Below are 23,958 nucleotides of genomic sequence, written 5' to 3'. Positions count from 1 at the left end.
TTTCGACTGGGCTCTGTTCGTGACAAATCACCTTATCCACACGCATCAATTACCCAGCTCTAGCTCTGCTTACCATGGCCAAGTGAATGCTTGCAGAGCGATCTGTTTCGTCATGAATCGAGCATCACGCCATAACGGGTAAGCGGGAGTGGTTCACCGTTTTCTTCAAAGATGCGTTGGCTTCCTGCCTGCACTGAAAAACCATGCTTGCAGTAAAAGCGTGTGGCTCGCTCGTTGCCATCGAGCACCCAAGCACAAACCTGTTGATAGCCATGACCCATTATTGCCTGCCGGGCCTCTGCCCAGAGAGCTGTACCAATACCACACGCCCAGAATGCCGGGTCGAGGTAGATTGCCATCAGTTCAGCAGTGCCGGTGGGACCATCCTGATCACGGCTAGGGCCGAAGGAAACCCAGCCAATCACTTGCCCATCAAATTCGGCAACGCGAATTGACGGGCTGCCAGACTCAATTGCCTGCTTCAGGAACACCACACGGCGTTCCACACTGGTGTCCAAGGAACTCAGGTATCGTTTTGACAACAGACCTTCGTAGGCGCTTTGCCAACTGTGGATGTGAAGGATGGCAATGGCAGCGGCATCATCGCTGACAGGCTTGCGAACAAGGAGCTTGGGTAACAAGCTGATGCTATCCATGTGATCAGATCTAAAAGGGTACTGCGTAGGCTGTTGCATGCGCCATGCCAGTTGGCGAGTTACGATCAACTGGCGCTTATGGCGGCATCAGCAAATTTTTCCTGCTTCCCAACCACACAAACTGTTTCGGCGGTGTTCTCAGGCCAACAGTAACGGCCTGGATCCATCCAGCCATGCCTATCGGGGGTTTAATGCTTCGCACAAGGAGGTCAACCACATGAGTGTTTCGAAGGCATGGCTGGAGTCAGCCATTCACGCGCTGGAGGTACGTCTGCTTGAACGCGAGTCTCGCCTTGATCGCGACATACTGAACAGCTTCCTGGCTCCAGATTTTGTGGAATTTGGCGCGAATGGTGCCGTTTGGAACCGAACACAGATCATAGACGCCTTGCTGGAGCAGGACTTTGTCCAGCGTCAGATCAACGATTTTCAAATACGCATCCTGTCCGAAAAAGTGGTGCTGACCACCTATCGATGCACTGTCCTTAGTCCGAGCGGCAGCACCGAATCTTTGAGAAGTTCAATATGGCGCCAGGTGGGAGACGATTGGCAAATGGCATTCCACCAGGGAACGGTGAGGGCAAGAGAATAAAAAATAACGCCAGATGAATGGCCGCTTCGGGTCGAAAGCGGACGGTGGAGATAGGAATGATGTCTTGGCTACATGAGCCTGTTTCTCTGACCTGAACAACTAATTTGCCCTGGTGGCTGATCCTGATGGCGCGCAGCAGTCCTGAGCGAGCTGGACTGTGCCGCGCGCCGACGGTGGCAAATCGACGAAGGTGATCTGGTGGACATGCTGAAACTGGCGGAGGCAGTCTGGTTATGGGCGCACGAGCATGACCATTCAGGCGGCCCGCTCGGCGTCGATCTGGTGCCATAGTTCCTCTTCGATGAACTCGGCGTAACGGTCGGCCATCTCGGCGCAGCCATTCCGGCCCAAGTCATGTGGGCCACCGTCTGGATCCAGCCACTGGCCGGATATCACGCGAAACTCCAGCTCCCGGTAGCCTTGAGCGTCCCAATCGCTCGACCAGGCGCCGGGCCGAGGCTGCTCATCCACTAGATCAGTTACCTCGCACTGCAACACGCTGGCTTCACCGTCCACCGCAACCTCATACACTGTGCCTCCTGGACAGGTTATTTACCAAGCTCTTTCCGAACGTTTTCTGTGCTATTGCCTACGGCCTTCACAGCTTCCCGGAGCTGTTGCTCGGTGACGCCGAATTTTTGTGACCAGTAATGGACCTCCCAGTCTTCGCTGAGATTGATGCGAGTCCGATCCTGAGTGCCTCGGTTCAAAAGATCATCAGCCATTTCTAGGCTCCTTTGAGGAGACCTGGTCAATCCAGGCCGGTGAACATCTGGACCTATGGGAGCGGCGCAGGTTTATTTTTTCTGGGGGTAATTGGTCGGCAGAAAGCCGGAGGGGAGCGAAAAACGATTCCAAAACTGAAATGGTGACCCTTGCAGTATGTGGCCTGTATCGTGCCGTTTCATCGTTGTTTTGGAATCGATTTTGCCTTGCGGGCGGCATGGATAGGGCGCTTGTGCCACGGTCTTGAAAGCCGCTGACCCGCACTTGGTGTACGCCTGGATTATCACCTGAAGTCTTGGGTCAATTCTTGGGCCATTGTAGCGTTAGGTGCGGTGTGGAGAGGCTGAAGCCCGCGAAAACAGGCACTGTACACCGCTCAAAACCGCGAAAATAATCGCATGGTGATGTTAGCGGTGGAGATCAAAGGGCTTACCTATCAGTAACTTACGACGCTGGGCTTTCAGCTGATACCGATTTGATACCAATCTTGAGTTTTTCCAGCTCGCTCCAGTCGGAGCTTGAGTTGAGCCAACGGGCCTACGTCGACAGCAGCATCTGAACGCTGTGACCCAGCTGTTGGGCGATAAAATGCGGGGTTGAGGCCGGACATTGAGGATATCGTCGCATAGGTGTGACGGCAGTTGTATGGGGCCGACGCCGAATGCCCAGCTCATTCAGCGCCGGCATACACTGTTCCACCGCACCGCCAAGGCCTACAAGGGGTTTGGTTCAGTACAAGAAAATCGGCCGGTGGTCCGATTCAGTTCTCAAGCTGCAACAGCGAGATTGCGTCTCGCCCCGCTTTGACTATGGTGAGAATTCACCAGTGGCATACAACTAAAGTCGTAGGAGGTCGACATGAGGATTCGTGGTGAGGTTTTCTGGAAATGGGCTGACCCTTCGCTTCACCATCGTACTCATGACGAGACCCTTAGTGATGGAACGCACATAGATGTCCAGGTGCGACTGTCGCGGGCAGGTAACACGCAGATGTTCATTGGGGTGTATGCCGCAGGCGGCATGGCCCTTCATGAGGAAGCATTCGATTCGCGCCCAGGTGAATCCATGACCAGGGCTTTGGCCTGGGGGGTGGGTAGGGCTCGCCGGATCGCCACTGATACACAGCCGAAATTCGACCAGGTCGCCTGCTCGAACTAGAGCATGGAGAGGCTAGTGCCAACTGGAGTACAAGTGTACTCCATTCAGTATTTCGATCACCCCTGGGTTAAGCATCACCGCATAACGAGCACATGGCGGCGGATTTCGTGGTCTTTGCGTGGTTCGCATTACTTTCTCCATGCATGCGTCGCCCTCGCCGGGGAGGCGTTCATCGTTTGAGGGGGTGGTATCCTTCGCCGCTTACCAGCCAAGGAAATTGGTGATGCATTTGCGCGAAAGGCTTCGAGCGTTCCAGCTGTGGTTTAACCCGAAGCGCAGACGGTGGGCTGGCGTTGCGCTGATTGCACTTGGCGTGGTCGGGATGTTTCTCAACCCTGAAAGCCGGTGGACCTTGGTGTTAGGAACCGGGATCTACTGGTTCTTCACAGCCTTGCCACCCGTCCTCGGCGGGAAGTGTTGAGGCGGTGGCGGGCAGCGCGTGATGCAAGCTTTGCTGAAGGATTCGATCTTTGCTATAACGCCCGACCATTTCACAGGAAGGATCCTTATGAAACGCACCATAATTGGCGCCATGCTCGTTGCCGTTACTGCGCTGTCGCTGAGCGGCTGCTTCGAATCCGAGGCCGAAAAGAAGGCGAAGGAGCAGCAAGAAGCCAGCGAGAAATTTTGGAAAATCACGCCGCCAGACCGGAGCAAGGACCAAGGGTTTAAGCCCTGATTCACTGCAGTTCCTAACGCCGCCGACAACGGCGGCGTTTTCATATGCCCTTTGGCGCTGTCGGGCAGCGTCCTTCTGGCCCAGCATCTACTTGCTGGGCCAATTCGCACGACCTGCATTGATTTCCCGTCTGGCCCTGTCGCCAAGGCCAGCCAGTGAAATCGAAGTGATCCAGGCGGCCCATCGTTCTCCTCAAGGGTCAGTTTGCAAACGTATGCGAATCAGCATCCGTACTGGGATGTTCAACCCGGACGAAGCGCATCACGGCCAGGGTGCGTTGGTAGAGCTTCCATACCCAAACTGTGACACGCTGCTGATGTGACCGGCTGATGCGGGTGATGGATGACATCAATGAGCGCTGGGGGAGGGGGACAATGCGAGCCTCCAGCGTGCCGGTGACACCGGGCTGGAACATGAGAAGGGAGATGATGAGCCAATCCTAAACAACGCGGATCGATTCACCTGTCGACATACTGATGCGCCCCAAATAGCATGCCTTAATCCAATATGCACGAGCTGGTAAAAATGATCTCAGATCCTGGCACACCAACTCTCGACCAGCTGAAAGTTCTCCTGACGGTCGTAGAGGTGGGAAGCTTTGCCGGTGCTGCAAGGAAACTGCACCGTGCAACGTCCGTGGTGAGCTATTCCATTTCCAACCTCGAGATACAGCTCGGCGTATCACTTTTTGACCGCAAGACGACACGTAAACCACAGCTGACAGAGGCTGGCCGTACAGTGTTGGCCGAAGCACGAACCATCATCAACGGAGTCAACGGACTGCGTTCGAAGGTGTCTGGACTGCTGAATGGTCTCGAAGCAGAGGTGCATCTTGTTCTGGATGTAATGCTGCCAGCGGAGCGGGTGGTCGATGCGCTTAGGACTTTCAGACAGCTGTTCCCAACCGTGGCTTTGCATCTACACATGGAAGCGCTCGGGGCGGTCACGCAACTAGTATTTGAGAAAAAAGCCGGCATTGGAATCAGTGGGCCTCTGGAGACGGGAAGGGATGGCCTTGAGCGTGTCGGCGTAGGCAGTGTAGAGTTAGTACCCGTTGCAGCACCAGCCCACCCACTCGCCCTCGCCGGCCGCAACGAGCCTGGAGCGGCAAGAAATCACGTCCAATTGGTGTTGTCAGACCGCTCAATGCTCACTGGGGACAGAGATTTTGCCGTAGTGAGCCCCCGCACCTGGCGGCTCGCGGACTTAGGCGCAAAACACATGCTACTCAAGGAAGGCATTGGCTGGGGCAACATGCCCTTACCTATGGTCCAAGCGGACCTCAATTCGGGACATCTTATCCATCTCGATCTGCCCGATTGCAAAGGCGGCTCTTACGCGTTTGACGCTATCTACCTTACCGATTCGCCGCCTGGGCCGGCTGGTCTATGGCTCATCAAACGCTTCGGCCAGCAAGCCGAAGCTCTCTAGACTTGTCGAATAATTCGAATAAAACCTTCGATATTCTTCTGGTTTTTAGCCAGCTAGGCCCCTGTTAGGCTGTTGCTCATAGACCAGACCCGCGCTCCGGTGCCTGGCCTCAATGGTCACAAAATTCCGGTACCACGAGGTGAACCTATGTATTCGGCAGCCGAGCTTCTCAAACACCATTTCGAAACGTTTGTTGATGACCATGAAAAATGGAAATCCCTAATCGCCCCAGACATCCTCTGGGAGCTACCCTTCGCCCCGAGTCTCGGTCACCCGGAAAAGCTAGTCGGCCGCGAGCAAGTGCTCAATCACGTCGCCTGGTTTGTCGGAGCGGTTGAATCGTTTCGATTCCACGATATACGTATTCAGCAATTCGCTGATTCACTGTCCGCCGTCGCGCAAGTCAAGGCGCAGGGGATCATCACTGAGACGGGTAAAACCTACTCACAAGAATATGTCCTTTTCGTTAGCGTTTCTGAGGGAAAGCTGACGCATATTCGTGAGTACTTCGATCCTGTCCAGGCGTCTTATGCCTTGGACTCCCCCGTGGTGATGCCGGGCTAGCGCCGCTGCCTAGTACACGAAAGAAGCAAAACTCCGACAGGCAAAGCAAGGTCGCCAAGGAGTCGAATGTCAAAAAGAGAGAAATTGGCACCGTCGAAAGCGACAAACAATTCCTGACTTGGAGACATCAAAATGACTGACTTCATCCCAACCCCAAATGAAGTGGCAGGCAAAGTGGTGCTGGTAACCGGCGCGGCTAGCGGCATCGGGAAGGCCATCGCCGAGCTCCTTCACAGCCGTGGAGCGAAAGTCATTGCCGAGGATATCGACCCGAAAGTCAACGCCCTTGAGCGGCCCGGCCTGGTTCCTTTCGTCGCCGATATCACGGTTGACGGTTCTGCCGAGCAAGCGGTGGCGTTGGCGGTAGAGAAGTTTGGCAAGCTGGACGTCCTGGTCAATAACGCCGGTCGCATCCTGTACAAGCCCCTCGTCGAAATGACCCGTGAAGATTGGGAATGGCAGATGCAAACCAACGTGACGGGGGCCTTTCTTCATTCCCGAGAGGCGATGAAGGAGATGATGAAGAACAAGAGCGGCGCGATCGTGAACATCGCCTCGTACGCGTCCTACTTCGCATTTCCCGGTATCGCGGCCTATACCGCGTCCAAAGGCGCATTAGCACAGTTGACTCGTACCCAGGCGCTGGAAGCGATTGAGCATGGCATTCGGGTCAACGCCATTGGCGTGGGAGATGTGGTTACCAACCTGTTGAACCACTTCATGGAAGACGGTCGTGGGTTCCTGCAGGAGCATGGCAAGTCCGCGCCGATCGGTCGAGCTGCAGCACCGGAAGAGATCGCCGAGATTGTCTCTTTCCTGGCTTCCGAGCGCGCCAGCTTCATTGTCGGTTCGGTGGTCATGGCCGATGGCGGCATGAGCGTCCCGGTAGGTTAATCCTCCGCGTTGTCCGCGTTGTCCGCGTTGTGCTGCATTGGCAGCACAACGCGTTTCCTTGCTAGCAGACCTTTTCAGCGGAGGCATCATGACCGCACCTCGAAAATCCGACTTTCCCCTCATCGACGTTCGCCAGCATCTGGAAACCGGGCCCATCGTCCTCGTGACCTCAGCCTGGAACGGCGAAAACAACATCATGACCATGGGCTGGCACATGATGATGCAGTTCGATCCAGCCCTTTTTGGCTGCTATATCTGGGCGGGGAACCACAGCTACGAACTGATCCGCAACAGCCAGGAATGTGTGATCAACGTACCCACCCTGGAGCTGGCGGACCAGGTAGTCGCGGTGGGCAACAGTACGGGCAGTGACGTAGACAAGTTTGGTGAATTCGGACTTACCGCGACAGCGGCGACGCGGGTTGCAGCGCCGCTGATAGCCGAATGTTATGCCAGCTTCGAATGCCAGCTGTACGACTCGAAGCTGATTGGTGATTACGGCTTGTTCATCTGGGAAGTCGTCAAAGCGCACGTAGATCGCTCCGTGAATCAGCCCAGAACGCTGCACTACAGGGGAGGCGGTCAATTCATGGTGGCTGGGAAAACTTTGGATTTTCGCCAGCAATTTCGTCCCCAGAACCTCTGACTGGCGTGGCCCACTCACTATTTACGGTATTGAGTAGGCGTGACGCCAACCTCACGTTTGAACACCTGCGAAAAATGGCTTGGGCTGCTGTATCCGATCTCCAAGCCTATATCGATCACGCTCCGATCCGTTTCGACCAGGAGCTGCCGGGCTCTTGCCATCCTCAGTCTGATAAAGAACTGCGACGGGGAATAACCAGCGGCTTTTTTGAACAGCCGGCTGAAGTGGTACTCGCTCATCCCAGCTATTTCGGCCAAGTGTCCAAGATTGAATTCCTCAGCCAAATTCGCCTCCATCGCCGACAGCACGCGGCGCAGCTTGTAAGCAGGCAATGCGTTGCGGCGCACGATATCGTCCGCTGAGCTGTCTAGGTAGCTGCGGGCAAGGTGGATGGCGATGCATTGGGCCAGACCCTGCAGATAAAGAGGACTAGCCCTGTGCACCGTCAGCTCCAGGCGAACTTGCTCCAGTAGAACGGACAACCCATCGTCACGCCCGCCTGAGACTTCACGTAGTCGAACCGCTTCCACAGACCCGCCCAAGACCTCATGGATGGCTTTTTCCAAAAGCGGGATGCCGAGGTAGATATGCATGACTTCAAATGGTTCTACACCGTCTACGTTCCAGCGCATCTCGTAAGGCTGTGCCGAAGTAGTCAAGAAGAAATCACCTTTGGACACCTGGCTACATTGCCAGTCGCCGTCAAGCTCACGCTCCTGAACGGCAGCATTCCCGGAGATGATCCACACGAGCAAGGGCTCAGCTACGGCGGGCACGATAAAGCTCTCTTCCTTACGCTCCCGGTTATAGATCTGCACCAACATATCCCTATCGGCCAGGACGTCCGAGGCGGCAAGCCGCTCACCCCGAATGTAAGCCTCCAGACCATGGGCTGAAGTCCGCTCTATGACATCCATGGAATCGCCACCTCAGTCAGTACGCCTGCTCAAACGAGCCATCTCGGGCGTTGGTCTCACAGGGGGGACTTGAAGTTCAAGCCTAGGCTTTCAACGGTGAAGGCCGATCGCGGACCCGTTTGGGGATGTAAAGAACCCGCTCTGGATGCGTGTTCTGAAACGTAAAGGTCCAAAAAAAGCCGGAATGTCTCCATTCCGGCCGGGCCTTCAACGCTCGTGATACAGAATCATCCCTGCGTGATACAGCACGTTGCTACGAAACTCCCCGTCGGCAGTAAATCCGCTGTCATCCACATACTCGATGTGATCCCCCTCTAGCCAGTATCGACCTTGGTACGCGCTTTGTTGCCCTCCGCGGGCTTCGTCATAGCGGCCGCCAGGCAGGAGCTCATGGCGAATGCGTCCGTCAGCCGTCACCCACATGCCAACGTATTTATCCTGATCTCCAAGTGGTTCACCCATGGCATTTCCTCGCTGTCTACCGGATATTCAGAATGGACTTGCGGTTGGACGCACGATCAGTTCGCTGACATCGACATCTGCAGGCTGTTCTACGGCGTAGGCGATCGCCCGGGCAATCGCCGAGGCTGGAATCGCGATCTTGCGGAACTCGCGCATCTCGGCACGCCCGCCCTCATCGGAAATGCTGTCGGCCAGTTCGGACTCGGTGACGCCTGGGGCAATTACGGTGACCCGGATGTCACCCCCCACCTCTTGGCGCAAACCTTCGGAAATGGCTCGTACGGCATATTTGGTAGCGCAGTACACCGCAGCTGTCGGGCTCACCGCGTAGGCTCCAATCGAGGCAATATTGATGATCTGACCGGCGCGCTGTTCTTGCATGAGCGGCAGCGTTGCGGCAATGCCGTGCAGGACACCGCGAATGTTCACATCGATCATCCGATTCCACTCATCTACCTTGAGCGCTTCGAGTTTCGAAAGCGGCATGACGCCGGCATTGTTGATCAGCACGTCGACGCGTCCGTGCAGTTCGACAGCGAAGTCTATAAAGGACTGCATGTCATCCAGGTTGGTGACATCCAGCGCCAGGACATCAGCGATACCGCCTGCTGAACGAATCTCCCTGGCCAGAGTTTCCAGGCGATCGGTGCGGCGGGCGCCCAGGACCACGCGAGCGCCTTTGCTGGCAAGCAGGCGGGCTGTTGCTTCGCCGATACCACTGCTGGCGCCGGTGATCACGATGACTTTTTGTTCGATGCCGTGCATTTTTTCGTACTCCTGTTTCTGGCTTGAGGTGCCACCGCCGACGGGCAGGTGGTGAAGCAAGAGTAAGAAGCCTGAGCTGGGCTGGGTTATCCCATTCCTATTGCCAACATGCACGATCCTGCGTTAGCGGTCGGGTTGGAGGTCATCCCGTTATCAGTGGGAAAAAGGGAAAAGGCTTTTCTATTTAATCGAACATAAAGCAAGAAATTAACCGTCTATTCAGCTATGTGAGGCTGTTCCAAACTTCCTCCTACCAGCGTTCCATTCCGGAATGCTTACATCAAGGAACGTATGCCATGCCTCCCGCCACCACCGTTTCAAGCTCAGCCTCTCATCCTTCGGCTGCAACAGCTGGTGCAGCCGCACTAGTAGGTCGCGTTTTTCTGAGCGCGATATTCATCCTCTCCGGCATATCCAAGGTAAACGCGCCGGCCATGATGATCGGCTACATCAGTTCAGTGGGTCTGCCGTTTCCTTCCTTAGCGCTGACGCTTGCCATTCTTGTGGAAATAGCCGGCGGTGTAGCTCTAGTCGCCGGCTATAAGACCCGTGTTGTCGCAGCAGGTTTGGCGCTTTTCAGTGTCCTCACTGCGGTGGTCTTCCACAGTGCTCTGGCCGATCAAAATCAATTCATTCACTTCTTCAAGAACATCGCGATGGCCGGCGGTTTGCTGCAGATCGTGGCCTACGGCGCAGGCCGCTTCAGCTTGGATTCGCGTCGCCATTAACTGACGCGCGCTGCCATCCATCGACTTAGATAAACCATTACCTACAGAGGGGAAGTTCATGAAAGCTATACAAGTGGCAGAGTACGGTCAGGTTGAGCGGCTTGAGCTGATAGAGCTTGTAGAGCTGGTGCCCAACGATGACCAGGTTCTGATTGACGTTGCCGGGAGCGGAATCAATCCGATCGACTGGAAAATTCTCTCGGGGGCCATGAAGCAGTTCATCCCAATGTCCTTCCCCTACACGCCGGGTGTCGAGGTTGCTGGCACCATTGCAGCCGTTGGAAAGAATATTCATGAATACGCTGTGGGTGATGAGGTGTTCGGATTCATTGGAATAGTCGGTGGTTACGCCACTCAGGCTCTTGCAACGCCCGACAGGCTTGCGCACAAACCCGATGGGCTATCACTTCTTCACGCCGGTGGAATTCCTGCCGCAGCGCTTACTGCTTGGCAGGCGCTGCACGAACACGCCGAAATCAAGCCAGGCCAGACTGTTTTGATTCACGGTGCCGCAGGCGGGGTGGGTAGTTTCGCGGTCCAGTTAGCACGGCTGGCCGGCGCTCATGTAGTGGCAACGGGCTCGGCCAGAAACCGAGGCTACCTCCGATCACTCGGCGCCCATCAGTTCATTGATTACACCGCACAACAGTTCGAGAACCTCGTCAGCAATGTCGATACGGTGATTGATCTGATCGGCGGAGAAACTCAGGATCGGTCCTGGGCGGTGATCAAGCGTGGTGGGGCGTTAGTCTCGCCTGTCAGCACACCCAACGTGCAGAAAGCTCTTGAGTACGGCGTAGTCGGAAAAAACTTCGCAACCCGGTCGGACGGGCGCCAGTTAGCGGAGATAGCGAAATTGTTTGCTGAGAAGAAGCTACACGCCGAGGTTGAGGTCGTTCCGCTTTCCAAAGCGGCTGAGGCTTTGATGCTAAGCCGGGGAGGACATACTCGTGGCAAACTGGTGTTCGATGTGAATCGGTGATTAACCTCGAAGGCCCTGCGCTCGAGTGAATCTGCCAGAAGGCGGCCCTACGCAGGAATATGCAAAAGCCTCGCAGGAACCAAATAACGGCCTGCTTATCGCCGCCGTAATCTGAGCCCAAGCAGAAAGCGAGCCCGCTTCTGCCGCCGGCCATCAGAGCGACCGAGCCTGCAACAAACAGGAATCCATGTCACGCTTTGCACTGAAAACCGGCAACGAATCCATCGCAAATTACGGAGTCGCTGTCATGAAAACTGTACATACCATGATGATTGGAATCGCCTTGTCTGCTCTCAGCGCAGGTTCGATGGCATTGCCAGCCAAAGAGATTGGAAGTTGGACCAATCAGACCTGCAAAGAAGTGATGGCTCCCCTTGTGGCGGAGGGTGGTGCGGATCGCCGTAATGACCGCCGTGTGGCTGAGGGTGGTACTGATCGTCTGAATGACCGCCGTGTGGCTGAAGGTGGTGGGGATCGTCTCAATGACCGCCGCGTGGCCGAGGGTGGTGCAGATCGTCTCAATGACCGCCGCGTGGCCGAGGATGGTTCGGATCGCCTGAATGACCGCCGTGTGGCTGAGGACGGTGCTGATCGCCTGAATGACCGCCGTGTGGCTGAGGACGGTGCTGATCGCCTGAATGATCGCCGTGTGGCTGAAGATGGTGCGGAACGTCTTAATGCCCGTAGAGTGGCTACATTCGATACGGATTGTGTAACCTATGCCTGACGTATATAGCCCATCCTACCGAGAGCCCGGCCCGCCGGGCTCTTGCATTTGAAGGGTGTTCATTAGCATCTACCCAAAAGGCTGCGGACCAATTTATTCTCTGCAATAGAACCAGCCTAACGGGAGGTAATGGCAGTGGATGACAGGGACGAAGAGCTGACGCGTCTGAGGGCCGAGCTAGCATCAACCATGCATCGTTATGCTCCCACCTATGGCGTGTTTCAGACGGGAATTGCTCCGCTGCATTTCATTCGCAGTGATGCTCCAACCGATGTGATCCACACTGTACATAAGCCGGGGCTATGTATCGTTGTGCAGGGCCGTAAACAGGTGCAGCTGTGGGAAGAAAGCTATGTCTACGACCCTTTGAACTATCTGGTCGTCTCGGTAACCCTGCCTCTCGCGGGTCAAGTGACAGAGGCATCCTCAGAAAAGCCCTATTTCTGCATCCGCCTGGATATTGATCCGGCAGAAATAGCTCAGCTGATCGCAGACGTCAGTCCTATCGGCGTGCCGAGCCAACAGCCCCACCGAGGGTTATATCTGGATAAGATCGACAGCTTCTTGCTTGATGCAATGCTGCGATTGGTACGTCTGTTGGATGTACCATCGGATATCCCAGCGTTGGCGCCGCTCGCTTTGAGGGAAATTTTCTACCGACTGCTCAAAGGCCAGCAGGGTAAGCGTCTACATGAGATAGCCATAACCGATAGCCAGACCCATCGCGTCACTCGGGCCATTGAGTGGCTGAACAATAATTATGCACAACCATTGCACATTGATAAGCTAGCGAGTTATGTCAATCTTAGTAACTCGACGCTTCACCATCGATTCAAGGCTGTCACCGCGATGAGTCCTTTGCAGTATCAAAAACAACTTCGCCTGCAGCATGCACGCAGGTTGATGATCTCAGAGGGTCTGGATGTTTCTACAGCCGGATTCAAGGTGGGCTATGAGAGTCCCTCGCAGTTCAGCCGTGAATACAGCCGGATGTTTGGGGCCCCACCGAGCCGAGATATCGCGAAGCTTCGGTCTCTCGGGTAAGGTGCCGCTGAGGGGTCGGCTAAAACAACCCTGATGGCAGACGCCGAGCAGAAGGTGCTGCGGCACCTTATCGGCTGCTATGGGGCCAGGCTGTGTGAAAACCTCCCGACCGATGTGGCTGTTCAAAAAACATCCTAAAAACCGCGCCTCTACGCAAAATCTGGGTCTGCTGAGCCGCCATCTCTTTTCAGATTTCACGTACGAGCGCGATCATCGAAAAGCAGCGGGGGTTTTCACGCAGCCTGGGTCGAAAGCGGACAGTCAACGGCTGCTACCAACTGATGCCAATTTTGATACTACTGGCGGGGGAAATGAGGGGGCAGGAGGGGTGTTTTGCCTAGTAAACTCAATCCCTTAGCATAGCGTGCAGATCCACGATGCTGGTCAAACGGATTCAGCGCCTGCCCGCAGCCGTGTCAGCCTGCCGCTACGGGCGATGGCTGCAGGTTGGCTGCCTCCTCGGGAATCCTGACGAACACGCTGTACTTGCCACCTTCCATTTCTTCGAAGGCAATCAGTTTTTTCACCAGCAGACCGTTCAGTACCTTGCCGGCGTTCAATAGCAGCATGCCGTTGTCGGCATTGAGGTTGCGCGCCAGTATCATGCCCTCTGCCAGCTCGTGCGTGCTCAATACCTTGATCGCCGGGTCGGTCAAGGTAATGTCACGCATATACTCGGCACAGACGCTGACGAAGTCTTCCACCAGGTCTGGGTCATACAGTTTTCCGGCATATTTGCGTATGTAGAGCAGTGCCTCGTCGCTGTTGAGCTGGCGGTCCAGGACCAGTCCGCGCTGCAATTCGATGAAATCCACGGCCATTTTCAACCAGCGGGCGCCCAGTGGAATGGCCGCGCCCTTCAGGTGGCCCGGAAAACCACTCCCATCCCAGCGTTCCTGGTGGTGAAGGATGATTGGTGCCGCCTCTTTCATCGGCTCCAGGCTCATGACCAGCGCTTCGCTCTGTTTCGGGTATGACCGGTAGAGTTCGCGCTCTTGGGCAGGTATGAGATCGGCAGGGCAGGTGAGCATGCTGTCGGTCCAGCTCATCTTGCCAATGTTGTAGAGGGCTGCAGCCATGGTCAGGTTGCGACAGGTACCTTCGTCCAGCCCATGGCTGGCGCAATACACCCGTATCAATTCTATGACTTGCCGGTTGGTCTGCTTGGCCTTGGGCAGGCGCATGTTGCCCAATTGCGAAAAGAACTCGGTGCTGGTCACGTAACTGCGCTTGAGTTCTTCATAGGCAAGGTCAAGCATGTCGGCAGTTTGTTGCAACTCGGCGGTGCGCGCCGCTACACGCTGTTCAAGGCTTTCGTTAAGCGCCTTGAGCTGCCTGATCTGCACCTGCGTGAGCTGTTCCAGGCGCTTTCGTTCGCTTTCGGAATGTTGGTGGGCCAACGCCTGGCGCAAGGTGACCAGCAGCTCTTCATCATTCCAGGGTTTGCTGATGTAACGATAGATATGCCCATCATTGATGGCTTTTGCGATGGTTGTCCGTATCAGCGTAACCCGTAAGCAGAATGCGCAACGTATCAGGGAAACGCTCATGTACATGCGCCAACAGCGTTGCCCCGTCCATGTTTGGCATGCGCGCATCACTCATTACCAGGTTGACCGGGTGCTGCTGGAGCAACTGCAGGGCATCGGCGCCGCTTTCGGCGAGGAGGAGTTCGTAGGGTTGGTTGCGTAGCAGGCGACGAAGGCTGTTGAGAATCGAAGGTTCGTCATCAACCAGAAGGACCACGGCTTTGTCTGCTGTGCCATCGCTTACGGGTAGCTCCATGGTTCCCTCCTTGCCGGTCTCGGCCAGACTGATCCTTGGCCACAGCCTAGATGATATTTGCCCCGGCCGTTAGCTTTTGCCGGTTGGTCTCACTATGCTCGGAGGCAGGTGGCATCTTGCCAGGGAGGGTAGTGCTGTGCCGATCTGTCTACAGGTTCGCATCGTTGCCGTGATGCTTGTGGTCTTGCCAGCGTTGGCGTTGGCCCAGAGCATCGGCGGGCCGCTGACGCCATTGCCGGCGGTGCCTGAGCTTGACCCTGCCCGGGTGGAACTGGGGCGCAAATTGTTCAATGACCCGCGTCTGTCCCCGGATAACAGCCAGGCCTGTGCTAATTGCCATCGCCTGGACCGTGGTGGCGCGGACGGCCAGGCACGCTCGCCTGGTGCAGATGGCAAGCCTTTGCCCGTTCATACCCCCAGCGTGTTCAACGCCAGCCTGAACTTCCTGCAGTTCTGGGATGGGCGTGCGCAATCGTTTGACGGCCTGGTGCACCTGACAACCGGTAGTGCGGACGATAAAGGAGTTGGCTGGGCTGCCGTAGTTCAACGCATTGCCGGTGATCCGGCTTATCAGGCAGGGTTTGCCCAGGCCTATGGCAAGCCAGTAAACGTCCTGGATGCCAAGGATGCCCTGGTCACGTACCAGCGTACCTTGCTGACACCTGATTCACGTTTCGATCGCTATCTGAAAGGCGATACCAGCAGCCTCAGCCTGGAAGAGAAGCACGGCTACCAGCGCTTCCAGGAATACGGTTGTATAGCCTGCCATCAAGGCGTGAATATCGGCGGCAACATGTTGCAGAAGTTCGGTGTGTTCGATGACTACTTCGCCAACCGTGGCCATATTGCCGAGGCGGATCGGGGGCATTACAACGTGACCGGTGACCCGGATGACCTCTACCTGTTCAAAGTTCCCAGTCTGCGAAACGTGGCGGTCACGGCGCCTTACTTTCATGACGGCTCGGCACCTACCCTGGAGGCCGCTGTCGATGCCATGTTTCATTATCAGTTGGGACGTAAGCCGAGCGACGATGATAAAGCGCTGATCATCAAGTTTCTCCAGACGCTCACCGGCCAGTGGGAGGGTAAGCCGCTATGAGACTGAACGCGCGGCGCAGTCTGCTGCTGTTGGCTACCTGTGCCATGTCGCTGGCTTCCGTGCTGGTCTATCTGTACTGGATGTCCAAGTCCGATGAGAACGGCACCTACGCCCAGGCGCGTGATCTGATTCGTCAGATCAAGCAGTACGATGCACAGTGGGAAGGTGCAGTGCTCAAGTCGCGCACCACAACCAACTACAATTATGACCCGCTGGTGTTGCCGTTGCTGGAAATGAAGCGTCTTTGGCGGGAGTTCGACACGCTGGAGGGGCGTCACCTACAAACAGACAGGCATGCCTGGCAATCGGCCTTTCGCGATTACCAGCAAGCCTTTGACGACAAGGTCCTGCTGGTTTCGCGCTTCAAGTCGCACAATGCAATCCTGCGAAATTCCCTGGCTTTTCTCCCGGCCGCAGCCGATGTCATACAGGTACACCTTCGTCAATTGGTGGATGCCGATACACTGCGCCTGCGCAGAATCACCAGCGATACCTACGACTTGATGCTGAGCAGCCTTGAGTTTGCCCAGACCACAACCGATGACAAAGCTGCCGACATCCTGGTCGGGCTGAACAACCTTTCGGTCAACAAGGAGCGCTTGCCTGTCGATTTTCAGGTGCCCATCGATACCATCAGCCAACACATAGCGTTGATTCTTCGTGAACAACCCAAGGTCGATCAGCTGCTTGAAGCGATCGAGGCGGTTCCGATCGCCGAGCGCCTGGACGCCATCGCCCTGATGCTGGACCGCGACGAACAGGCAGCAGCGCTGACGGCTCAGCGTTACCATTTCTACCTGCTGGTGTTTTCCACCCTGCTGGTTTTGCTGTTGCTGTACATGGGGGTGTGGTTGATGCGCAGCTACGCCGAGATAAACCGGGTAAACCGCGCCCTGGTGAGCGCCAACGATGAACTGGAACAGCGGGTTGAACGGCGCACACAGGCGCTGAGCCAAGCCAGCGCTGCATTGCAGCGCGAGGTGGATGAGCGCCGGCAGCTCGAGAACCAGTTGGTGCAGTCGGAAAAGCTCGCCTCGCTCGGTCAGCTGGCAGCCGGCGTCGCCCATGAGGTCAATAACCCGATTGGTTTTGTCTCGTCCAACCTCGGTGCCCTGGATGACTATTTCAGCCGTTTGCAGGATATGCTCAAGGCTTATGCTGATGCGGAAAATACCCTGATACCGAACAAGCTCAGCGCGGAGCTGGCGAAATTGCGCACGGAAATCGAGCTGGACTACTTGCTGGAGGATATTCCGGCGCTGATCCGCGAATCCAAGGACGGTATCAGCCGCGTTGCGCGGATCGTGAAGGATCTCAAGGACTTTTCGCGAGTCGACAGCAGCAATGACTGGCAACTGGCGGACCTGCATCAAGGCATAGAGTCGACATTGAACATTGTGGCCAGCGAACTCAGGCACAAGGCAGACCTTGTCAAGGAGTACAGCCCATTGCCGCAGGTCGAATGCCTGCCTTCGCAGATAAATCAGGTCATCATGAACCTGCTGGTCAATGCCACCCAGGCGATGGGGGCCGAGCGTGGCAAAATCGCCCTGCGAACCGGCGCCAGTGAGAATTGGGTGTGGATCGAAGTCGCAGACAATGGCTGTGGTATTCCTGCCGAAAGCCTGCAAAAGATCTTCGATCCTTTCTATACGACGAAGCCCGTCGGCCAAGGCACCGGGTTGGGGTTGTCACTTTCGTACGGAATCATCAAGCGACATGGGGGCGAGATCCGCGTAGACAGCGAGGTAGGAGTCGGTACCACATTCCGGGTCGAATTGCCCATCCATCAGGCGCGCTCGGCCTGAGCCTGCCCCGACAGCACCCGGGCAGTGGAGTGCTGGAACGGTAATTGCTGCGAACCTGAGGCATCGATCATGCGGAGTATGCAGAAATGACTCAGAATGACCGCTACTACATGGTGTTCGTTGTGGTTGCTGTGCTGGTCCTGGATCTGGCGGCGACGTTTGTGTTTCTGAAGGCCATCGCCTGATCCCCGCTTGTGGGGCCAGTTTCACCCGAAATCGGGGGCATCGGCAGGGTGACAATCCGGTTGGGCAAGCCTTCGGTCTGGAACTTGCCGGGTAACCCGCGAATGCAGGTTAGCTTCGCGGGGAAAGCCCGCCCCTAAACCGATATAGCGAACAAGCCTAATGCCCGGCTGACATTGAGCAGTAACATGGGCAAACCAAAACAAAAAAAGGGCATGCGGCTTGGCAACACTTTCCCAAGTTACTCGATGGGGCAGCAGGAGCGTGTCGCGTGAAGAGCTCAAGATCGGTAGCAGGCGCAATACTGATGTCTACTTTCGCCACACTATTCATGGCAGGCTGCGCACATGACCCCGATGTGCGTGAGGGCCATGGTTATGCGTCCGGCGACACAGAAAGAAGTACGCCGGCGTACCTGGGGTGCGTCAAAAGCGAACTTCCAGGGCGTGTGAAAACCTACCAGGTCGATGGTGACAACTCGGTCAAACTGTTCGTCGACAGCACCGACCCCAACCAGGCGGGTGGCTTGATCGAGGTGCGGGGCACGGGATCCCGGCAGCACTTCAGGGCTTATCAACGCGACGCCTGGTACGACCACGGCAGGCTGCTGGACGCCGCGCTGATGTGTGCAAAAGCATGATCAATTCCACTCAGGTACAAAAAGCCCGCCCACGAGAGCGGGCTTTTTGCATTTGCCGACCCCAGTCGCAGTAACCGCCCCCTCACGCGACATGCCCGAACTATTGTTGATCGCGTACCGCTACCCAGTTACGAAGGCCGCTTCTACCCGGACGCGTTCTATGTATTCAGTGGCCGGGCACCAGGCAAAGTGGCCAAACTGAAGTTTCGCCAGGAACTTCCAATTATATACCTGTGTCCATTTGAGTGGGTGTGACTGGGAAGTATCATCCGTTCGCATCTATCAACAAGGCAGAAGGTACTTTCACACGCGACCTGCCAAATAATACTAACTTTCATTATCGATCAAGCCGCTATTTGTGACTATTTAAAATGGAGTAGCAGGGCGCTCGGGTCGCCGTGTTGGCGTAGTTTCGAGCGTTGTAAGAATTACCAAGTTTTTATAGAAAACCGACTGGCGTTTTAGGGTGGGCATGCTATTTCTGGATATACGAGTGCGACTGCTCGGTCGTGCTGTTGACAAAGGGACTGTCAGGTATGTCGATTCAGGCCAAGGTATCTCCCCTCGCTCAGAATGTTACTTCCGCCGCCCCCATCGAAATCCCCAACAACGGAATACTGACGCTCACCCAGAGCAGTAACGTTGTTCTGGATATTGCTCCTGAAAGTGTGACCGGCTACAGCAAAAGCGGCCCAGATCTGATCGTACAACTGAAGTCCGGCGAAAGCCTGCGCATTGCCAACTTCTATGTCGAAGGGCAGCCTGTAAGCCAGTTGTACCTGGTAGACCGGGACAAACTGCTGGCCGTCGACTTGCCGCCGGTTGCTGCCGATGGGCCGCTGGTGGCGGGTTATGTGCCCCAGGAGAGCCTTGCCGGTTTCGACTCGCTCACTGCCGCCGACAGCACCGTTGGCGGGCTGAGCCCAGGCGGTGCACTGCTGGCTGGTGCAGCGATCATCGGTGGCGGCGTCGCGATCGACCAATAGCAACAGTGGTGGCGGTGGTGGTGGTGGCAGTGGCAGCGTGCCGCCTGACACCACGGCCCCGGCGCCGGCTAGCGGCCTGCAGATTGCCACGGATGGCAGCAGCATCAGCGGCACGGCCGAGCCGGGCGCCACCGTGGGCATTGACACCAACGGCGACGGGCAAACGGACGTCAGCGTGGTGGTCGGCCCTGATGGCAACTTCCAGATTCCGCTGAACCCGCCACTGACCAACGGCGAAACGGTCTCTGTAGTGGTGACCGATCCGGCCGGCAACAGCAGCCCGACCGTGACCGTGCAGGCCCCTGACTTTCCTGATGCGCCGCAGATCAACCCGAGCAATGGCTCCAGCCTGAGCGGTACAGCCGAACCGGGCAGCACCGTGGTGCTCACCGACGGCAACGGCAACCCCATCGGCCAGACTACCGCCGACAGCAACGGTAACTGGTCATACACCCCGGACACCCAGTTGCCCGACGGCACGGTGGTCAAGGCGAGTGGTCAAGGACGCCGCCGGTAATAGCAGCCCGCCCGCCAGCACCATCATCGATGGCGTGGCGCCGTCGGCACCCGTGGTCAACCCGAGTAACGGTACCGAGCTGAGCGGTACCGCCGAGCCGGGCAGCAGCGTTACCCTCACCGATGGCAGCGGCAATCCGATCGGCCAGACTACCGCCGATGGCAACGGCAACTGGAGTTATACCCCCGCGACACCGCTGCCCGACGGCACCGTGGTCAACGCCACTGCGACCGACCCGGCCGGCAATACCAGTGGGCAGGGCAGCACCACGGTGGATGGCGTGGCCCCGGGCGCGCCCACCATCAACCTGAGCAATGGCAGCAGCCTCAGCGGCACCGCCGAGCCAGGCAGCACTGTGGTCCTCACCGATGGCAACGGCAACCCTGTCGGCCACACGACAGCCGACAGCAACGGCAACTGGTCGTATCCTACTGATAGCCAACTGCCTGATGGCACGGTGGTCAACGCGGTGGTCGAGGATGCCGCCGGCAACAGCAGCCAGCCCGCCAGCACCATCATCGATGGCGTGGCGCCATCGGCTCCCTCGGTCAACCCGAGCAATGGCGCCGTGATCAGCGGCACCGCCGAGCCGAACAGCACCGTGATCCTTACCGATGCCAGCGGCAATCCGATCGGCCAGGTGATGGCCGATGGCAGTGGCAACTGGACCTACACCCCGACCACGCCGATTGCGGATGGTACGGTGGTCAACGTGGTGGCCCGGGACGCAGCCGGCAACACCAGTACGCCCTCGAGCACCACAGTGGATTCGCAGGCCCCGGCGGCACCGGCGGTCAACCCTAGCAACGGCAGCGAAATCAGCGGCACCGCCGAGCCAGGCAGTACCGTCACCCTGACCGATGGCAGCGGCAACCCGATCGGCCAGACCACCGCCGATGGCAGTGGCAACTGGTCGTTTACGCCCGCTACGCCACTGGCCAATGGCACCGTGGTCAACGTCACGGCGACCGACCCGGCTGGCAACACCAGCGGGCAGGGCAGCACCACGGTGGACGGTGTGGCGCCAGGCACGCCCACCATCAACCTGAGCGATGGCAGCAGCCTCAGCGGTACCGCCGAGCCGAACAGTACGGTGACCCTCACCGACGGCAGCGGTAATCCCATCGGCCAGGCGACGGCCGACGGCAGTGGCAACTGGAGCTTCACTCCAGCCACGCCGCTGGCCAATGGCACAGTGGTCAATGCCACGGCGAGCGACTTGGCGGGCAACACCGGCCCGGCAGCGACAGTCACCGTCGATTCCAATGCGCCGGCTGCACCCGTCATCAATCCAAGCAACGGTGTGACCATCAGCGGTACGGCTGAAGCCGGCGCCACCGTGACCCTGACCGACGGCAGCGGCAACCCGATCGGCCAGATCACCGCAGACGGCAGCGGTAACTGGAGCTTCACCCCCGGCACGCCGCTGGCCAACGGTACCGTGGTCAACGCCACGGCAACCGACCCGACCGGCAGTACACCAGCGCGCCGTCGAGCACCACGGTGGACTCGGTGGCCCCGGCCGCGCCGGTGGTCGAGCCGAGCAACGGCGTGGAAATCAGCGGTACCGCCGAAGCTGGCGCGACGGTCATCCTCACCGACGGCAGCGGCAACCCGATCGGCCAGACCACCGCCGATGGCAGTGGTAACTGGTCGTTCACGCCGGGTACGCCGCTGGCTAACGGTACGGTGATCAATGCCGTGGCCCAGGATCCGGCAGGCAATGCCAGCGGGCCGACCAGCGTCACCGTTGACGCCATCGCCCCGGCCGCGCCGATCATCAACCTGAGCGACGGCAGCAGCCTCAGCGGTACAGCAGAGCCGAACAGCACGGTAACCCTCACCGATGGCAGCGGCAATCCGATTGGCCAGGTGACGGCCGATGGCAGTGGCAACTGGACCTACACCCCGGCCACGCCGATTGGTCATGGCACAGTAATCAATGTGGCGGCCCATGACGCAGCCGGCAACAGCAGCATTCCGTCGAGCACCACAGTGGATTCGCAGGCTCCGGCCGCACCCGTAGTCAACGCCAGCAATGGCACCACGGTCAGTGGCACCGCAGAACCAGGTAGTACCGTCACCCTGACCGATGGCAGCGGCAACCCGATCGGGCAGGTGACCGCCGACGGCAGTGGTTACTGGAGCTTCACCCCCGGCACGCCATTGGCCAATGGCACTGTGGTCAACGCCACGGCAACCGACCCGACCGGCAACACCAGCGTGCCGTCGAGCACCACGGTGGACTCGGTTGCTCCGGCTGCACCAGTGGTCGAACCGAGCAATGGCAGCGAAATCAGCGGTACCGCCGAGCCAGGCAGCACCGTCATCCTGACCGATGGCAGTGGTAACCCGATCGGCCAGACTACCGCCGATGGCAGCGGCAACTGGGCCTTTACACCTTCGACCCCGCTGGCTAATGGCACGGTGATCAACGCTGTGGCCCAGGACCTGGCCGGCAATACCGGCCCGCAGGGCAGCACTACGGTGGATGCGCTCGCACCCGCTGCGCCAGTGGTCAACCCGAGCAATGGCGCGGTGATCAACGGCACCGCAGAGCCGAACAGCACGGTGACCCTCACCGACAGCAGTGGTAATACGATCGGCCAGGCAACGGCCGATGGCAGTGGCAACTGGAGCTTCACTCCAGCCACGCCGCTACCCAATGGCACCGTGGTCAACGCTACTGCGACCGATGCCGCCGGCAATACCGGCAACCCCGGTAGCACTACCGTGGACTCGTCGCTGCCATCGATTCCGCAGGTCGAGCCGAGCAACGGCTCGGTGATCAGCGGCACCGCCGATGCGGGCAACTCCATTATTCTCACCGATGGCAACGGCAACCCGATCGGCCAGGTCACCGCCGACGGCAGCGGCAACTGGTCGCTCACGCCCGGCACTCCGCTGCCGGATGGCACTGTGGTCAACGCGGTAGCGCGCAATCCTGGTGGGACCGAAAGTGCGCCGGCGGTGATTACCGTGGACGGCGTGGCGCCGGCGGCGCCAGTGGTCGAGCCGAGTAATGGCACGGAAATCAGCGGTACCGCCGAAGCTGGCGCAACTGTCATCCTCACCGACGGCGGCGGCAACCCGATCGGCCAGACTACCGCCGATGGCAGCGGCAACTGGTCGTTCACGCCCGGTACGCCGCTGGCCAACGGTACGGTGATCAATGCCGTGGCCCAGGATCCGGCAGGCAATGCCAGCGGGCCGACCAGCGTCACCGTTGACGCCATCGCCCCGGCTGCACCGATCATCAACCTGAGCGACGGCAGCAGCCTCAGCGGTACCGCCGAGCCGAACAGCACGGTAACCCTCACCGATGGCAGCGGCAATCCGATTGGCCAGGTGACGGCCGATGGTAGCGGCAACTGGACCTACACCCCGGCCACGCCGATTGCTGATGGCACAGTAATCAATGTGGTGGCCCAGGACGCAGCCGGCAACAGCAGCATTCCGTCGAGCACCACAGTGGATTCGCAGGCTCCGGCCGCACCCGTGGTCAACGCCAGCAATGGCACCACGATCAGCGGTACGGCTGAAGCCGGCGCCACCGTGACCCTGACCGATGGCAGCGGCAACCCGATCGGCCAGATCACCGCCGACGGCAGCGGCAGCTGGAGCTTTACCCCCGGCACGCCGTTGGCCAACGGTACCGTGGTCAACGCCACGGCAACCGATGCGACCGGCAACACCAGCGCACCGTCGAGTACCACGGTGGACTCGGTGGCCCCGGGCGCGCCGGTTGTCGAACCGAGCAACGGCAGCGAAATCAGCGGTACCGCCGAGCCGGGCAGCACCGTCATCCTGACCGATGGCAGTGGCAACCCGATCGGCCAAACCACCGCCGATGGCAGTGGCAACTGGTCGTTCACGCCGGGTACGACGCTGGCCAACGGTACGGTGGTCAACGCTGTGGCCCAGGACCCGGCTGGCAACACCAGCGGGCAGGGCAGCACCACGGTGGAC

20 protein-coding genes and 5 pseudogenes are annotated in these 23,958 nt (G+C 58.1%); 17 read left to right on the top strand and 8 right to left on the bottom strand.

Annotated elements, in window-relative coordinates:
* Positions 1-110 precede the first annotated feature (110 nt).
* Positions 111-656 (bottom strand): GNAT family N-acetyltransferase, encoded by a 546-nt coding sequence (locus tag QIY50_24595; protein ID WGV20402.1) that lies wholly within the window; start codon positions 654-656, stop codon positions 111-113.
* A 217-nt stretch (positions 657-873) separates the two neighbouring features.
* Here QIY50_24595 and QIY50_24590 point away from each other — a divergent pair, with 217 nt between their 5' ends.
* A complete protein-coding gene (locus tag QIY50_24590; protein WGV20401.1) occupies positions 874-1,248 on the top strand; it encodes a DUF4440 domain-containing protein in 375 nt (124 codons plus the stop codon).
* A gap of 255 nt (positions 1,249-1,503) precedes the next feature.
* On the opposite strand, the gene QIY50_24585 is transcribed toward QIY50_24590, so the two are convergent.
* The 3 genes and pseudogenes from QIY50_24585 to QIY50_24575 form a co-directional block, all read right to left on the bottom strand.
* The gene (locus tag QIY50_24585; protein WGV20400.1) at positions 1,504-1,779 is read right to left on the bottom strand and encodes a hypothetical protein; all 276 of its coding nucleotides are present in this window, start codon (positions 1,777-1,779) and stop codon (positions 1,504-1,506) included.
* A 17-nt stretch (positions 1,780-1,796) separates the two neighbouring features.
* The gene (locus tag QIY50_24580; protein WGV20399.1) at positions 1,797-1,973 is read right to left on the bottom strand and encodes a DUF3606 domain-containing protein; all 177 of its coding nucleotides are present in this window, start codon (positions 1,971-1,973) and stop codon (positions 1,797-1,799) included.
* 445 nt (positions 1,974-2,418) lie between these two features.
* Positions 2,419-2,643 (bottom strand): annotated as a pseudogene (locus tag QIY50_24575) (site-specific integrase).
* A gap of 189 nt (positions 2,644-2,832) precedes the next feature.
* Between QIY50_24575 and QIY50_24570 the strand changes: the two are divergent.
* From QIY50_24570 to QIY50_24535, 8 genes and pseudogenes are all read left to right on the top strand, one after another.
* Positions 2,833-3,132: a hypothetical protein gene (locus QIY50_24570; protein WGV20398.1), complete on the top strand. Its 300-nt coding sequence runs from the start codon at positions 2,833-2,835 to the stop codon at positions 3,130-3,132.
* 508 nt (positions 3,133-3,640) lie between these two features.
* A complete protein-coding gene (locus QIY50_24565; protein WGV20397.1) occupies positions 3,641-3,811 on the top strand; it encodes a hypothetical protein in 171 nt (56 codons plus the stop codon).
* Positions 3,812-4,004: 193 nt separating this feature from the next.
* Positions 4,005-4,254: pseudogene (locus tag QIY50_24560) on the top strand (DUF4113 domain-containing protein).
* Positions 4,191-4,334 (top strand): annotated as a pseudogene (locus QIY50_24555) (hypothetical protein). The pseudogenes QIY50_24560 and QIY50_24555 overlap by 64 nt, the downstream one beginning before the upstream one ends.
* A 2-nt stretch (positions 4,335-4,336) precedes the next feature.
* Positions 4,337-5,242: a LysR family transcriptional regulator gene (locus tag QIY50_24550; GenBank protein WGV23114.1), complete on the top strand. Its 906-nt coding sequence runs from the start codon at positions 4,337-4,339 to the stop codon at positions 5,240-5,242.
* 147 nt (positions 5,243-5,389) lie between these two features.
* Positions 5,390-5,806, top strand: a complete 417-nt coding sequence (locus QIY50_24545) for a nuclear transport factor 2 family protein (protein WGV20396.1) — start codon at positions 5,390-5,392, stop codon at positions 5,804-5,806.
* Positions 5,807-5,938: 132 nt separating this feature from the next.
* The gene (locus QIY50_24540) at positions 5,939-6,700 is read left to right on the top strand and encodes an SDR family oxidoreductase (GenBank protein ID WGV20395.1); all 762 of its coding nucleotides are present in this window, start codon (positions 5,939-5,941) and stop codon (positions 6,698-6,700) included.
* Between the two features lie 88 nt (positions 6,701-6,788).
* Positions 6,789-7,346: a flavin reductase family protein gene (locus tag QIY50_24535; GenBank protein WGV20394.1), complete on the top strand. Its 558-nt coding sequence runs from the start codon at positions 6,789-6,791 to the stop codon at positions 7,344-7,346.
* Positions 7,347-7,363: 17 nt separating this feature from the next.
* Here QIY50_24535 and QIY50_24530 read toward each other — a convergent pair whose 3' ends face one another.
* The 3 genes from QIY50_24530 to QIY50_24520 form a co-directional block, all read right to left on the bottom strand.
* On the bottom strand, positions 7,364-8,263 hold the full coding sequence (locus QIY50_24530; GenBank protein WGV20393.1) for an AraC family transcriptional regulator: 900 nt from the start codon (positions 8,261-8,263) through the stop codon (positions 7,364-7,366).
* Between the two features lie 207 nt (positions 8,264-8,470).
* Entirely contained in the window at positions 8,471-8,725 is a 255-nt protein-coding gene (locus QIY50_24525; GenBank protein ID WGV20392.1) for an Atu4866 domain-containing protein, read from the bottom strand.
* 27 nt (positions 8,726-8,752) lie between these two features.
* Positions 8,753-9,490: an SDR family oxidoreductase gene (locus QIY50_24520; GenBank protein ID WGV20391.1), complete on the bottom strand. Its 738-nt coding sequence runs from the start codon at positions 9,488-9,490 to the stop codon at positions 8,753-8,755.
* Positions 9,491-9,786: 296 nt separating this feature from the next.
* Between QIY50_24520 and QIY50_24515 the strand changes: the two genes are divergently transcribed.
* From QIY50_24515 to QIY50_24500, 4 genes are all read left to right on the top strand, one after another.
* On the top strand, positions 9,787-10,218 hold the full coding sequence (locus QIY50_24515; GenBank protein WGV20390.1) for a DoxX family protein: 432 nt from the start codon (positions 9,787-9,789) through the stop codon (positions 10,216-10,218).
* Positions 10,219-10,276: 58 nt separating this feature from the next.
* A complete protein-coding gene (locus tag QIY50_24510; GenBank protein WGV20389.1) occupies positions 10,277-11,200 on the top strand; it encodes an NADP-dependent oxidoreductase in 924 nt (307 codons plus the stop codon).
* A 247-nt stretch (positions 11,201-11,447) separates the two neighbouring features.
* Entirely contained in the window at positions 11,448-11,927 is a 480-nt protein-coding gene (locus QIY50_24505; GenBank protein ID WGV20388.1) for a hypothetical protein, read from the top strand.
* 129 nt (positions 11,928-12,056) lie between these two features.
* Entirely contained in the window at positions 12,057-12,971 is a 915-nt protein-coding gene (locus QIY50_24500) for an AraC family transcriptional regulator (GenBank protein ID WGV20387.1), read from the top strand.
* A 416-nt stretch (positions 12,972-13,387) separates the two neighbouring features.
* On the opposite strand, the pseudogene QIY50_24495 reads toward QIY50_24500, so the two are convergent.
* Positions 13,388-14,756: pseudogene (locus QIY50_24495) on the bottom strand (response regulator).
* A gap of 172 nt (positions 14,757-14,928) precedes the next feature.
* Here QIY50_24495 and QIY50_24490 point away from each other — a divergent pair.
* From QIY50_24490 to QIY50_24475, 4 genes and pseudogenes are all read left to right on the top strand, one after another.
* Entirely contained in the window at positions 14,929-15,855 is a 927-nt protein-coding gene (locus QIY50_24490; GenBank protein ID WGV23113.1) for a cytochrome c peroxidase, read from the top strand.
* Positions 15,852-17,663: an ATP-binding protein gene (locus QIY50_24485; GenBank protein ID WGV20386.1), complete on the top strand. Its 1,812-nt coding sequence runs from the start codon at positions 15,852-15,854 to the stop codon at positions 17,661-17,663. Before QIY50_24490 ends, QIY50_24485 begins: the two co-directional genes overlap by 4 nt.
* A gap of 490 nt (positions 17,664-18,153) precedes the next feature.
* Positions 18,154-18,486, top strand: coding sequence for a hypothetical protein (locus QIY50_24480; protein ID WGV20385.1), 333 nt, complete (start codon positions 18,154-18,156; stop codon positions 18,484-18,486).
* A 536-nt stretch (positions 18,487-19,022) separates the two neighbouring features.
* Positions 19,023-23,958 (top strand): annotated as a pseudogene (locus QIY50_24475) (Ig-like domain-containing protein).

Source organism: Pseudomonas putida, from assembly GCA_029953615.1.
In the GTDB taxonomy this organism is placed as follows: Bacteria; Pseudomonadota; Gammaproteobacteria; order Pseudomonadales; family Pseudomonadaceae; genus Aquipseudomonas.
The sequence above is the reverse complement of the archived record's forward strand: the minus strand, read 5'-3'. Positions and strand labels throughout refer to the sequence as shown.